General features: G+C 55.5%; 10 protein-coding genes. All 10 read left to right on the top strand.

The features are described from left to right. Positions 1–7: 7 nt before the first annotated feature. Positions 8–721, top strand: coding sequence for a GntR family transcriptional regulator (locus FHS19_RS01745; protein ID WP_183577762.1), 714 nt, complete (start codon positions 8–10; stop codon positions 719–721). 183 nt (positions 722–904) lie between these two features. Then, the gene (locus tag FHS19_RS01750; protein ID WP_183577765.1) at positions 905–1,942 is read left to right on the top strand and encodes a LacI family DNA-binding transcriptional regulator; all 1,038 of its coding nucleotides are present in this window, start codon (positions 905–907) and stop codon (positions 1,940–1,942) included. A 567-nt stretch (positions 1,943–2,509) separates the two neighbouring features. Further along, on the top strand, positions 2,510–3,469 hold the full coding sequence (locus FHS19_RS01755) for an ABC transporter permease (RefSeq protein ID WP_183577768.1): 960 nt from the start codon (positions 2,510–2,512) through the stop codon (positions 3,467–3,469). A 13-nt stretch (positions 3,470–3,482) separates the two neighbouring features. After that, positions 3,483–4,367 carry a carbohydrate ABC transporter permease gene (locus FHS19_RS01760; RefSeq protein ID WP_183577771.1) on the top strand — a complete coding sequence of 295 codons (885 nt, stop codon included), beginning with the start codon at positions 3,483–3,485 and terminating at the stop codon, positions 4,365–4,367. Positions 4,368–4,428: 61 nt separating this feature from the next. Continuing rightward, on the top strand, positions 4,429–6,057 hold the full coding sequence (locus FHS19_RS01765; protein WP_183577774.1) for an extracellular solute-binding protein: 1,629 nt from the start codon (positions 4,429–4,431) through the stop codon (positions 6,055–6,057). Between the two features lie 264 nt (positions 6,058–6,321). Further along, on the top strand, positions 6,322–7,602 hold the full coding sequence (locus FHS19_RS01770) for a Gfo/Idh/MocA family protein (RefSeq protein WP_183577777.1): 1,281 nt from the start codon (positions 6,322–6,324) through the stop codon (positions 7,600–7,602). A gap of 300 nt (positions 7,603–7,902) precedes the next feature. Beyond that, positions 7,903–9,096, top strand: a complete 1,194-nt coding sequence (locus tag FHS19_RS01775) for a glycine C-acetyltransferase (protein ID WP_183577780.1) — start codon at positions 7,903–7,905, stop codon at positions 9,094–9,096. Between the two features lie 38 nt (positions 9,097–9,134). Further along, complete coding sequence (locus FHS19_RS01780) at positions 9,135–10,094, top strand: L-threonine 3-dehydrogenase (RefSeq protein ID WP_076168543.1); 960 nt, start codon at positions 9,135–9,137, stop codon at positions 10,092–10,094. A 265-nt stretch (positions 10,095–10,359) separates the two neighbouring features. Then, the gene (locus FHS19_RS01785; protein WP_183577783.1) at positions 10,360–12,159 is read left to right on the top strand and encodes a S9 family peptidase; all 1,800 of its coding nucleotides are present in this window, start codon (positions 10,360–10,362) and stop codon (positions 12,157–12,159) included. Positions 12,160–12,249: 90 nt separating this feature from the next. After that, positions 12,250–13,413, top strand: a complete 1,164-nt coding sequence (locus tag FHS19_RS01790) for a DUF2264 domain-containing protein (RefSeq protein ID WP_183577785.1) — start codon at positions 12,250–12,252, stop codon at positions 13,411–13,413. Positions 13,414–13,434: the final 21 nt, after the last annotated feature.

Genomic DNA, 13,434 nt, shown 5'->3' on the forward strand with positions numbered 1-13,434 from the left:
AGCTGCTGTGAGCTTATCCCGCAAAGATAGGCCGTTGTACATACAAATCAAGCATATTTTGAAGGAACGGATTTTGCACGGCGTGTACCCCAAAGGGGAAAATATCCCCTCGGAGCCGCAGCTGGAGAAGGAATTTGCGGTCAGCAAAATTACGATCCGGGCCGCCGTTTCGGAGCTGGTCAGCGAGGGCTTTTTGGAGAAGGGCAGCGGCCGGGGAACGAAGGTTATCCGCAATACATCGGTATCCAAGCTGGCCAAGTGGAAGCATTTCACGGAAGTGCTGGTGGAGGAAGGGCATCAGATCCGGAAGCTGTGGCTTCAGGTCAAACGCGTGACCAATGACGAATCGTCGGAAGCCTGGCGGCTGCTGGGAGAGACCAGCCTGCTGCTGGAGCGGGTGTATTTCCTCGATGACCGGCCGTACATTTATTACACGCATTATGTAACCCCGGATGCCGGCGAGGTGGATATGGAAGACCTGAACACTATGTCTCTGTACGAATGGCTCGAGGGACGGGATATTCCCCTTGGCAATCTGCGGGATGAGTTTACGGTGGCTGTCCCGCCGGAACATGTGCAAAAGACGCTTGGCCTGAATGGAGGAACCCCGGTTCTCAAAAGGCTGCGTTACTCCTATGACGAGCTGGGCCAGGTCATCGAATACAGCATCGGTTACTATCATACCGGCCTTCAAAATTATGTGGTCACCTACGACAGATAGCGGCAGTACGGGCTGTTCTCGAAGCGGATTCATCCGTTTCCGGAACAGCCTTTTTTGCATGGGGTTCATTTTTGGGGGAGACCGCCGCGTACAATTTTGACGCCACGCATTTTGCGGGTTTATGATATGATCAGTTTGCGGTTGTAAAATTTGGAGCCAAAATTTGCAGAGGAGGGACTTGGATTGGCGAAGCTAAAAGATATTGCCGAACGGGTAGGTGTGTCCATTTCTACCGTCTCCCGGGCGATCAGCAATGACACCAGCCGGCCGGTCAGCGAGGAAACGAAGCAGAAGATCCGGGAAGCGGCCCAAGAGCTGGGGTACAAATGGCACGGATCGCCGAAAGGCGCGGCGCAGCAGGCTGTGGAGACGAAGCGGATCGCCTGCATCGTTCCCCAGCATCTGATGGACGATCACCCGTATTTCTCCAAGGTGCTGGCCGGCTTCCATGAAAAGATGGAAGAGATGGGGCAGCCGCCGGCGATGGTCCGCTTATCGGAGGAAGTGTCGGATGCCGAGCGGCTGAAGCAGATGCTGAGGGAAACCGGGGCGCAGGGCGTCGTGGCCATCAGCTGGTATGACGAGGAACTGTTCGTACTGATTCAGAAGGAAGGGATCGCCATCCTGGGCGTGAGTCTGAACGACGACCGGTTGTCGGTGCCCGTCGTGGATTGCGACCGGATTTTCTCCTCACGGGCGGCCGTGCGCCACTTGATCGAACAGGGACATACGCGGATCGGATTTATCGGTGGTCCTGCCTATTCCAGGCAGATGGAGAGCGAGGAGCGTTTTGTCGGGTATAAATTCGCCATGCTGGAGGAGGGACTTGACCTGCGCCAGGACTGGCTGATCAATACAGGCTGGAACGTGGACCGCAGCTACAGCGGGGTGAGCGAACTGCTGGGCCGGCTTCCGAAAGCGGAATGGCCGACGGCAATCTTCTGCGCCAGCGACATGCTGGCGATCCCGGCGATGCGGGCCGTTGTGGAGCATGAAGGCCGGATCCCGCAGGATATTGCCATCGTCGGCATGGACAATATCGATGTCGCCCAATATACAACACCTCCGTTGACTTCGGTTTCGGTGCCCAAACACGAAATCGGCCGGGTCGCCGCGAAATCGATTGTCGACTATTTGGACGGACACTATCCGGCAGGGACCAAGATTTTGCTGTCCTGTTCATTAATCGTCAGAGAGTCGTCCAGTTACAGCAGGAAATAACTTTTACTGTAATATAATATTACATGATAATAACGTAAATTTATAGGCAGCATCGGCTGGAGACCAGATCCGGCAGGTGCTTTTTTGCATTTTTAATCAAAAACAGAGCGGTTTTGAAACCAAATTAATCCAAAATAATGTTTGACATCCCCAAAAAGCTATATTATGATGAGGAAAATCAAACAATATTTGGATCGGTTTTCACTATTTTGGAGTGAACAGGATCCAAACTTTCCGCAAGCTATATATTAGATGATTGCGTTTTCATTTACTTTAAATAAAGGAATTATGAAAATGGTGTCATTCCTCCCTTTAACGATAACTCCCCGGGATACCCCGGTTTTGTCTTATAGATGATTTGCTTATCTCCAAACATAATCCAAATAAAAATCGTATTTTATCCAAAAATAATCCAAACTACTCCATTCCTTTGAGCGACACATCTCCAAACGAAGCTCCCGTTGCTGTTATGTCATTTTATATTACATATAAATGGGTCGTTATTTGCGATCCCCCAGTCATGACAGGGTTTGCGCTTATCCTATCCTTCATTCGAGGTGATGTCGTATGGCTGACATTCAAGTACAACCCGCCGTTCAGGCGGCAGCCGGCAAAAAAAGCAAGGTATTGAAGTGGAACCGGATCTATCGCAACTGGCAGCTCTATTTGTTGATTTCTCCGGTGATCGCTTATTACATCCTGTTCCAGTACATTCCCATGTACGGCATCCAGATCGCCTTCAAGGACTTTATCGCGACGAAAGGCATTTGGGGCAGTCCGTGGGTCGGGTTTGACCATTTTGAGCGTTTCTTTCACAGCTATTTTTTCTGGCGGCTGATGAAAAATACGCTGGGCATCGGCTTGTACAGTCTGGCCGTCGGGTTTCCGATCCCGATCATCCTCGCTCTCCTGATGAACGAGGTGAGGGCCGAGAAATTCAAAAAATTCGTGCAGACCGTTACCTACGCGCCGCATTTCCTGTCTACCGTCGTCGTCGTCGGCATGATGATGATTTTTCTGTCGCCCCGCTACGGAATGGTCAACCATGCCATTCAGCTGTTCGGGGGCCAGCCGATCAATTTCATGACCGAGCCCGCCTGGTTCAAATCGCTGTATGTGCTCTCCGACGTGTGGCAGAAGATGGGCTGGAGCTCGATCATTTATTTGGCCGCCCTGGCCGGGATTGACAACCAGCTGCATGAAGCGGCCCGCGTCGACGGCGCCACCCGGCTTCAGCGGATCTGGCACATCAACATCCCCGGCATCATGCCGACGATCGTCATCCTGCTGATTTTGAACATCGGCAGCATCATGGGTGTCGGGTTCGAGAAGGTGCTGCTGATGCAGAACAATCTGAATCTGGAGTCCTCCGACATCATCGCCACCTATGTGTACCGCAGCGGGATCCAGAACGCCGAATACAGCTTTTCCGCCGCGATCGGCTTGTTCAATTCCGTCATCAACTTCGTGCTGCTGGTCGTCGTGAATCAGATTTCCCGGCGCATCAGCGAGACAAGTCTATGGTAGGGGGGCATGAGGCATGCTTATCGAATCCAAGGGAGACCGCATTTTTAACGTGATCAACTACGTCGTTCTGATCCTGGTTACGCTGGTGGTGCTGTACCCGCTGGTGTTTGTGCTCAGCGCTTCGTTCAGTGACCCGCAGACGGTGCTGCGCGGTGAAATGCTGCTGTGGCCCAAGGGTATCAACCTGAACTCATACGAGAAAATTTTTCAGAACAAAGACATCATCAGCGGCTTTACCAACACGCTCATTTATACGACCCTGGGGACGGCGATCAATCTCGTCATGACGATTTTGGCCGCTTATCCGTTGTCCCGCCGAGACTTTGTCGGAAGAAACGCCATTATGGCGCTGCTGGTGTTCACGATGTTTTTCAGCGGCGGCCTGATCCCTACATACCTGCTGATCAAAAACCTCGGCATGCTGAACACCCTCTGGGTCATGATCATTCCGAACGCCGTTTCCATTTGGAACATCATCATTATGCGGACCTTCTTCCAGCAGTCCATCCCGCATGAGCTGCAGGAGGCGTCGACGATCGACGGCTGCTCCAACATTCAGATTCTGACACGCATTATGCTGCCGCTCTCGATGCCGATCATCGCGGTCACGATATTGTTTTATGCGGTCGGCCATTGGAACGCATTTTTTAACGCGCTGCTCTACCTGACAGACAAGGACAAGTTCCCGCTGCAGCTGGTGCTCCGCGAAATTTTGATCCAGGGACAGACGAATGACATGGTCAAAATGTCCACCGAATCGGCGATCAAGCAGCAGCGCGAGGTGGAAGGCATCAAATACGCCGTGCTGGTAGTGGCCAACATTCCGGTGCTCGTGCTCTACCCGTTCCTGCAGCGTTATTTTGTCAAAGGCGTCATGATCGGAGCCATCAAAGGATAATTCCTTGCATGGATAAATGATGGAATCGTGGTTGGAATCAGATCAAAGGGAGGAATCTTGGATGAAGCTGAAGCAATGGGGGAGTCTGCTGCTGACCTGCGTGCTGACGGTATCGCTGGCGGCGGGATGCAGTTCAGGAGACAAGGAAGGCGGCGCAGCCGCGGAATCGAAGGGCGGGGGATCGGCCGGGGGACAAATCAATGAGACCGGGATGCCGATCGTAACCGACAAGCTGACGGTGACCGCCTTTGCAGGCAAGTTTTTCGCCAATGCCGACTGGAACAACATCAAGCTGTGGCAGGAATACGAGAAAATGACGAATATCCACGTTCAGTGGGACACGGTCCAGAAGGACAATCTGGCGGAGAAGCGCAATCTGCTGCTGGCAGGCGGCGATTACCCGGAAATGTTCTACGCCTCCGCGTTTCCCCGGGCCGACCTGCTCAAATACGGCAAACAAGGCGCTTTTCTTCCGCTGAACGACCTGATCGACAAATATGCGCCCAACTTTAAAGCCCTGATGGAAAAGTACCCGATCATCGAAAAAGGGATCACGATGCCGGACGGCAACATTTACGGCCTGCCGACACTGTATGATCCGGAGTTCAAGTCCGTGCTGTACGGGACGCCATGGGTAAAATCGGAGTGGCTTACCAAGCTGGGCCTGAAGGAACCGCAGACGCTGGACGATTTTTACAGCATGCTGAAGGCGTTCAAGGAGAACGACCCGAACGGCAATGGACAGAAGGACGAAATCGCGTGGGGAGCGGTCGGAGCGGCAGGGGTGGTCAATTACCTGCGCGGCTCTTTCGGCTTGAACAACCACGGAACGTCGAATATTTATGTTGATACCAATCCGGACAGCGGTAAAGTCCGCTTTATCCCGACCGATCCGCGCTACAAAGAGCTGCTTCAGTATGTCAACAAGCTCTACAAGGACGGCCTGCTGGAGCAGGACATCATGTCGGTCAAGAGCACCGAAGTGGATGCGAAAGGGATGGAAGGGCTGATTGGGGTGGTGGATAACGTCGACCCGGTCGCGATTTATAACCAGAAAGGCTATGTCGGGCTGCCGGTGCTCAAAGGGCCGCATGGCGACCAAATGTTCAGCGCGACCGGATCGCCGCTCGGTAACATCGGGATGTTTGTGCTGACGGATAAAGCGAAGAATCCGGAGGCGTTGGTGCGCTGGATGGACTATTTTTACGGCGACGAAGGCATCAAGATGTTCTTCATGGGCTGGAAAGACCAGACCTATAAAGAAAACGCCGACGGCAGCGTCGATTATGTGGACGACATCAAAAACAACCCGAACGGCCTGAATCTGGACCAGGCGGTGGGGCAGTACTTGATTTGGCCAGGTGGGTATTATCCCGGCTTCGTCACCCAGAAGTACTTTAAAGGAGCCGAGGGGCTGCCGACATCCGTGGACAATGCCAAGAAAGCGGAGCCGCACGTCGTGCCGCAGGACCAAATCTGGCCGCCGTTCAACTTCACCGCCGAGGAACAGGCCGACCTGACAGGCATCCAGACGGATATTACGACCTATGTCGATGAAATGCGCGACAAATTCATATCCGGCAACGCCTCTTTTGACGAGTGGGATGCGTACGTGTCCACGCTGCAAAAAATGGGGCTGGACCAATACATCGCCATCTATCAGTCGGCAGCGGACCGTTATTCAAAGTAAATGCAAGGTATAGGTTGAACTAAAGAATAGGATACAAGCAAGGGAGTAAAATGATTCCGAAGAAGCGAAGCGGTCTAAGAGCTTTCCAAAGGAAAGCTAGCATCGGAAGCATATGCTCTGGCTTTCGGATTTCTCCCCTATGTGGTTTAAATAAAATCAAGTCATCCGAAAACAAGAGTGATCGTAGGGACATTTTACGTACTTGCGCCATCATCCAGCTCAATTCTTCAGCTTATAGAGTGACATTAAAGGAGCGAACAAGATATGACGCAACTGAAAGCGATTCTGATCGGTGCGGGCGCGCGCGGAGCCGGAGGTTATGCCCCATACGCCCTGGATTATCCGCATGAGCTGGAATTTGTGGCTGTGGCGGAGGCGGATCCGGTGCGGCGGATCCGTTTTGCCGAGAAGCACGGTATTGACCCGGAGCGGTGCTACGAATCCTGGGAGCCGCTGCTCGCCGCGGAACGGATGGCGGACATCGCCGTCATCTGCACGCAGGACCGGATGCATTACGGCCCGACCATGCAGGCGTTAAGGCAGAAGTATCACGTTCTGCTGGAAAAGCCGATGTCCCCGGATCCGGGCGAATGCCTGGACATGGAGCAGGCGGCCAGGGACCATGACCGGCTGCTGACGATCTGCCACGTGCTGCGGTACACGCCGTTCTGGAGCACAATCAAGCGGGTGATCGACAGCGGGGCGATCGGCGATATCGCCTCGATCCAGCTGAACGAGAACGTGGGCTACTGGCATATCGCCCACAGCTTCGTCCGCGGCAACTGGAATCACTCGGACAAGGCCAGCCCGATGATTCTGGCCAAATCCTGCCACGACATGGATGTGCTGTCCTGGCTTATGGATAAGCCGTGCATGCGGGTGAGCTCGTACGGCTCGCTGATGCACTTTCATGAAGGCCGCGCGCCGGAAGGCTCGGCGGACCGCTGCCTGGACTGCGCAGTCGAGCCCGATTGCCCGTATTCGGCGCCGAGGTTCTACCTCAGCGACCAATACAAAGGGTGGGCCGGACATTTTACGCCCGAACTGACGAAGGCGAGCATCATCCAGGGACTGCGCGAGACGGACTATGGCCGCTGCGTCTACCGCAGCGACAACAACGTCGTTGACCACCAGGTGGTCAACATGGAGTTTGAAGGCGGAGCCACGGCGATCTTCAGCATGTGCGGCTTTACCTTCGAGCAGGAGCGGCGGATTCAGATTATGGGCACGCGCGGAGAGCTCCGCGGCGAGGAAGGGAAGATCACCGTCTTCGACTTTCTGACCCATCAGCAGACGGACATCGCCATTCCGTCCCAGTCAAGCGGCCACGGCGGCGGGGACAGCGGCATCGTCCGCAGCTTCCTCAAGGAAGTCCGCGGCTACAACGGCCAGGAGAGCCTGACTTCGGCAAGCGCTTCGGTGCGCAGCCATCTGATGGCGTTCGCGGCGGAAGAATCGCGGCTGCATCAAGGAAGGTCGATCGATTTGAATGAATTTGCAGAGGAATGGGCGACCAGGAAGTTTACAGCCGGGCAGACGAAATAGAACGGATCAAACAGCGCTAGGCGGCAAGTCGTGTCCAGCCCCTTTCTCCTGTGAAAGGCAAGGTCCCGAAACAACTAAACTCCGAGTACCACGGGTTTAGTTGTTTTTCATTTCTGCTGTTCATCGGCCCAGCCACCGCTGCGACCCGTAAAAAACCAAAATATTTTTGTCCTCAGTGGATGTACAAAACGGGTAAAAGGTGATACATTAAAAATTAAATAAATCCTTTAATGGCAAGGGATAAAACGGATTTTAATTGTCTACTATGAGAGGACATGTGTATATTGAGGAGGGATTGATATGGCAAGTCAGGCATTGGACTTGTTTCTGAGCACGAACATTGAGGATCTGAAAGCCAAGGGATTATATAACGTGATTGATACGGTGCAGGGACCGAACGGCCCGGTGATCCAAATTGACGGAAAGTCCTTGATTAACCTTTCCTCCAACAACTACCTGGGTCTTGCCACCGATTCCCGGCTGGTCGACGCGGCGGTGCAGGCAGCCAAAACGCACGGTGCGGGGGCCGGCGCCGTCAGAACGATCAACGGCACGCTGGATTTGCATAACCAGCTGGAGGAGAAGCTGGCCGGGTTCAAGCACACGGAAGCCGTCATCGTGTACCAATCGGGCTTTAACTGCAACATGGCGGCCATTTCTGCGGTGATGGACGCAAACGACGCCATCCTGTCCGATGAGCTGAACCACGCTTCCATTATTGACGGCTGCCGCCTGTCGAAGGCGAAAGTGATCCGCTACAAGCATTCGGACATGGATGATCTGAGAAGCCAGGCGAAAGCAGCCAAGGAATCCGGCTTGTACAACAAAATCATGGTGATCACGGACGGCGTGTTCTCGATGGACGGCGATATCGCCAAGCTGCCGGACATCGTAAAGATTGCCGAGGAATTCGACCTCATTACGTATGTTGACGACGCTCACGGCTCCGGTGTTTTGGGGGAAGGAGCGGGTACCGTCAAGCATTTCGGCCTGTCCGACCGGATCGATTTTCAAATCGGTACGTTGTCGAAGGCGATAGGCGTTGTGGGCGGCTATGTCGCCGGTTCGAAGCAGCTGATTGAGTGGCTGAAGCTGAGAAGCCGTCCGTTCCTGTTCTCGACCTCCCAGCCTCCGGCGGTCATTGCAGCCTGCATCGCGGCGGTGGACATTCTGATGAACGACAAGGAGCTCGTCGAGAAGCTGTGGGAGAATGGCCGTTTCCTGAAAGACGGTCTGCGCGCGCTTGGTTTTGACATCGGGCACAGTGAAACACCGATCACCCCCTGCATCATCGGGGACGAAGTGAAGACGCAGCAGTTCAGCAAACGGCTGATCGAGGAAGGCGTCTATGCGAAATCGATCGTATTCCCTACGGTGCCGAAGGGAACGGGCCGGATCCGCAACATGCCGACAGCCGCTCATACGAAGGAAATGCTGGAGCAGGTTATTGGTGTATACGAAAAAGTCGGTAAAGAAATGAACCTGATCGGGTAAAATCGTCTTTTAGTAAATTTTCCAAGGAGGAATGACGCGTGAAAAGGATTCTGGTGACAGGGGCGCTTGGGCAAATCGGCTCCGAGCTGGTTGCCAAGCTGCGTGAAATATACGGCAACGACGCGGTCGTTGCGACAGATCTGCGTTCATCCGCCCACGAAATTACCCGGACGGGTCCTTTCGAGCTGCTGGACGTAACCAATGACAAGGCGATGTATGAAATTGCCAAGCGATATCAGGTCGATACGATCATTCATTTGGCAGCGCTGCTGTCGGCAACGGCCGAAGAGAAGCCGCTCCTGGCCTGGAATCTGAACATGGGCGGGCTGATGAATGCGCTGGAGGTGGCCAGAGAGCTGAAATGCCAGTTCTTTACGCCAAGCTCCATCGGGGCGTTCGGGCCGTCGACGCCGAAGGACAATACACCGCAGGACACGATTCAGCGCCCCAACACGATGTACGGCGTGAATAAGGTGTCCGGCGAGCTGCTGTGCGATTACTATTTCCATAAATATGGGCTGGATACGCGGGGCCTCCGTTTTCCCGGGCTGATTTCCTATGTAACGCCTCCCGGCGGAGGAACGACGGATTACGCGGTGGAAATTTATTACGCGGCCGTCACTCAAGGCAAGTACACGTCTTATATCGCCAAGGGCACCAACATGGATATGATGTACATGCCGGATGCCCTGACTGCCATTATTGATCTGATGGAAGCAGACTCGTCGCGGTTGACGCACCGCAATTCCTTTAACGTGACGGCTATGAGCGTAGATCCTGAAGCGATCGCTGCGGCGATCCGCAAAGAGATCCCCGGCTTCACGCTGGACTACGACGTCGATCCGAAGCGGCAGGCGATTGCGGACAGCTGGCCGCACTCGATCGACGCTTCGGCGGCAAAGGCCGAATGGGGATTCCGGGCGCGTTACGACCTGGACGCCATGACGAAGGATATGCTGGGCCATCTTGGCGGGAGACAACTGCTCCGTAAAGCCTGATTCAAGGCATACGATCATTTAATAAAGCTGGACAGCTGTAACAGGAAAAAGCTGTACGCTCAAGGAAGGATGCAACGGGATGCATGGACCTTGGGGGTGCGGCTTTTTGGTTTTTTGGCGAAAAAAAGTAGGGATGATCTCCCTTCCGCAGGTCCTTTTTTCGATATAATGGGTAGGAAAGCGTACAGGCGCGGACAACACGACGAATCACTCCAGCAGCATATATATAAGCGCCTAATCACACCTAATTAAAGGAGGCGAAGGCATGATATCATTTCCAAAACCGGATGTGGAGCAGTTTTTTCAGAGCTATGTCATCAGCAGCTTCGGAGTGAGTGCCGACGAGTCGAGACTTATCTTCAGCGCCAGCCTGAGCGGGAAATTCAATGTGTGGGCCATGGATTTGAAAGGGGATACATCGTATCCGTACCCGCTGACGTACAACGATCAAATGGCCAGCTTCATTAAGCCGGACCCGGAGGGCAGGCATCTGCTGACGGCGTTTGACCGCGACGGCGACGAAAACTACCAATTCCACGCGCTGAAGTGGAACGGCGGACAGCCGCTGCCGCTTTTTCCGGAGAGTGCTCCAGACGAGAAGCATTACTTCGTCCATCTGTCCGAAGACGGCAGCCGCCTGTATTACAGCACCTCCCGGGATAACCCGATGTTCCTGAATTCCCGGGTGTACCGCCTGGACACGGGAGAGGACCGGCTGCTCCTGCAGGGCGAAGAAACGACGACCAGCCTTGTGGCTGTCAGCCCGGATGAGCGGACCTTCGCATACACCAAGAGCTACGCCAATACATACAACGTCAGTTATTTACACCGGGAAGGAGACGAGGCGGAGCTGTGCCTGACGCCGGATCCCGGGCGGGTCCATAACGCGGGTGAGGTCCATTTTCTGAATGACGGGGAGGTGGTTTTTGCCACCGATTATGATGCTGACTTTGCTTATTTGGCTTCCTTTGATCTGACAACCGGCACGTTTAAACAACGGCTGCAAATCGAACGGGAAAGCGTGGACCTGATCCGTCTGCACCGGGAATCGCGGACGGCGTATCTGGTGACAGACCGAGGGGTCGAGGACCGGCTGTACGCCTATGCGCTGGACACCGGTGAGCTGACGCCGATTCCGCTCCCCGGCGATATCGTGCACCAGCTGACCGTAACCCGGTCAGGGAGCCTGTTCGTGCTTGCGCGCAGCGCCGTCAAGCCGCTGAATGTGTACCGTTACGCGGACGGACAGTGGACGATGCTGACAAAAAACGTGCTGACCGGACTGACTGAGGAGGATCTGTCCGCGCCCGAAGTGGTGTCCTATTCCTCTTTTGACGGGATGAATATGGAGGCGCTTCTGTACCGGGCGAAGGCGGATGCGGCCAACGGGTATACCGTATTCTGGCCGCACGGCGGGCCGCAGGCCGCGGAGCGCAAGCAGTTCCGGTCGATGTTCCAATATATTATCGCACAGGGCTACAACATTTTCTGCCCCAACTTCCGCGGCAGCACAGGCTATGGCAGCTCGTTCGTGAAGCTGGTGGAGCAGGACTGGGGCGAAGGGCCGCGCAAGGACTGCCTGGCGGGGATGGAGTGGCTGTTCGAGCAGGGCATTTCCTCAAGGGATAAGCTGTTCGTGGTTGGCGGCAGCTACGGCGGATACATGACCCTGCTCTTGGCCGGGCGTAATCCGGAGTATTTTCGGGCTGCCGTGGATATTTTCGGCGTCAGCAATCTGTTCACGTTCTACCATTCCGTGCCGGACCACTGGAAGTCGATCATGGAGCGCTGGCTCGGCGATCCGGAACGCGACCGCGAACGGTTCGTCAAGGATTCGCCGATTACGTATCTAGACCAGATGGTCAATCCGATGCTGATCATTCAAGGAGCCAACGATCCCCGGGTGGTCAAGGCAGAGTCCGACCAGATCGTGGAGGCACTGCAGGCCAAAGGCCGTGACGTTGAGTATATTGTGTTCGAGGACGAGGGTCATGGCATGACCAAAAAGGCCAACGAAAAAATCGCGTACACCCGCATGGTGGAGTTCATGAACCGCTGCCAGTAGCGAACGAGAGGGGCTTTTGTAAGCCCGCGCGAATGCGGCGATTTCATCCAACTTAGGTCCGGCTGGGAAGCCGGGAGAGGAGACACAGGAATGTCGGAACAATCAGAACATGCTGGCAGGGAAGAGCGGCTGTATTGGCTTCATCATTTGGAACGCTGGGCGCGTCCGGTACTGACCCGTCTTGCGGAGGGAAGGCTGCGTGCGGAGATGCCGGTGGAGAGCAGCGGGGAAGGGCGGGAGGCTTATACCCATCTGGAGGCCTTCGGCCGCCTGCTGGACGGCATCGCCCCTTGGCTCGGGGCCGAGGGTGGAAGTGCAGAGGAGCGGCGGCTGCGCACAGAGCTGCTGGGGCTGACGCATCAAGCGCTGGAGCAGGCCTGCGACCCGGCCTCCCCGGACGTGCTGAATTTTGGCGAAGGGCATCAGCCCATCGTGGACACGGCCTTCTTGTGCCAGGCATTTCTCCGTGCGCCCCATGCCTTATGGGATCCGTTAACGGACGAGCAGAAGCGGAGATGGCTATCCACCTGGAAGCTGACCCGTACGCGCAAGCCATTTTTCAACAACTGGCTGCTGTTCTCGGCGGTGATCGAGACGGCTCTGGCCCGGTTCAGCGACCGGGACTGGGATCCGATGCGGATCGATTACGCCTTGAAGCAGCTGGAGCAGTGGTACGCCGGCGACGGAGTGTACGGCGACGGGCCGGCATACCACGCCGACTACTACAACAGCTTCGTCATCCACCCGATGCTGCTGGACGTGCTGGATCACGCCGGTGCGCTGCAGCCGGACTGGGAGGCGCACAAGGGGCCGGCACTGCTCCGGGCGCAGCGGTACGCGGAGCAGCTGGAGCGCATGATCGCTCCGGACGGCAGCTTTCCGGTGGTTGGCCGGTCCATCAGCTACCGGACGGGCGCTTTCCATCTGCTGGCTCAATTGGCCTGGCAGCGGCGGCTGCCGGAAGGGCTGGACGCGGCGCAGGTGCGCGCCGCGCTGACGGCCGTCATGAAACGCTGCTTCGAGCCGGCCGGAACATACGACGCCGGGGGCTGGCTGCGGATAGGCCTCAGCGGACACCAGCCGGAGCTGGGCGAGGGTTATATTTCCACGGGCAGCTTGTATCTATGCGCGACCGTCCTGCTGCCTCTCGCGCTGCCGGAGACCGATCCGTTCTGGCAGGGTGAAGCCGAGTGGACGTCCAAGCGGATTTGGAGCGGCGGGTATGGCCGAATTGATCATGCGCTTGGGCATTAAGCACCGGAATATGGAACCGAG

Origin of the sequence: Paenibacillus rhizosphaerae (assembly GCF_014192015.1) — a bacterium.
Lineage (GTDB): Bacteria > Bacillota > Bacilli > Paenibacillales > Paenibacillaceae > Paenibacillus_AQ > Paenibacillus_AQ rhizosphaerae.

What these genes read in the sequence shown, in the direction of transcription:
- FHS19_RS01775 (WP_183577780.1), top strand. Translation starts at nt 7,903, where the DNA reads ATGGCAAGTCAGGCATTGGACTTGTTTCTGAGCACGAACATTGAGGAT.
- FHS19_RS01790 (WP_183577785.1), top strand. Translation starts at nt 12,250, where the DNA reads ATGTCGGAACAATCAGAACATGCTGGCAGGGAAGAGCGGCTGTATTGG.
- FHS19_RS01765 (WP_183577774.1), top strand. Translation starts at nt 4,429, where the DNA reads ATGAAGCTGAAGCAATGGGGGAGTCTGCTGCTGACCTGCGTGCTGACG.
- FHS19_RS01770 (WP_183577777.1), top strand. Translation starts at nt 6,322, where the DNA reads ATGACGCAACTGAAAGCGATTCTGATCGGTGCGGGCGCGCGCGGAGCC.
- FHS19_RS01755 (WP_183577768.1), top strand. Translation starts at nt 2,510, where the DNA reads ATGGCTGACATTCAAGTACAACCCGCCGTTCAGGCGGCAGCCGGCAAA.
- FHS19_RS01785 (WP_183577783.1), top strand. Translation starts at nt 10,360, where the DNA reads ATGATATCATTTCCAAAACCGGATGTGGAGCAGTTTTTTCAGAGCTAT.
- FHS19_RS01760 (WP_183577771.1), top strand. Translation starts at nt 3,483, where the DNA reads ATGCTTATCGAATCCAAGGGAGACCGCATTTTTAACGTGATCAACTAC.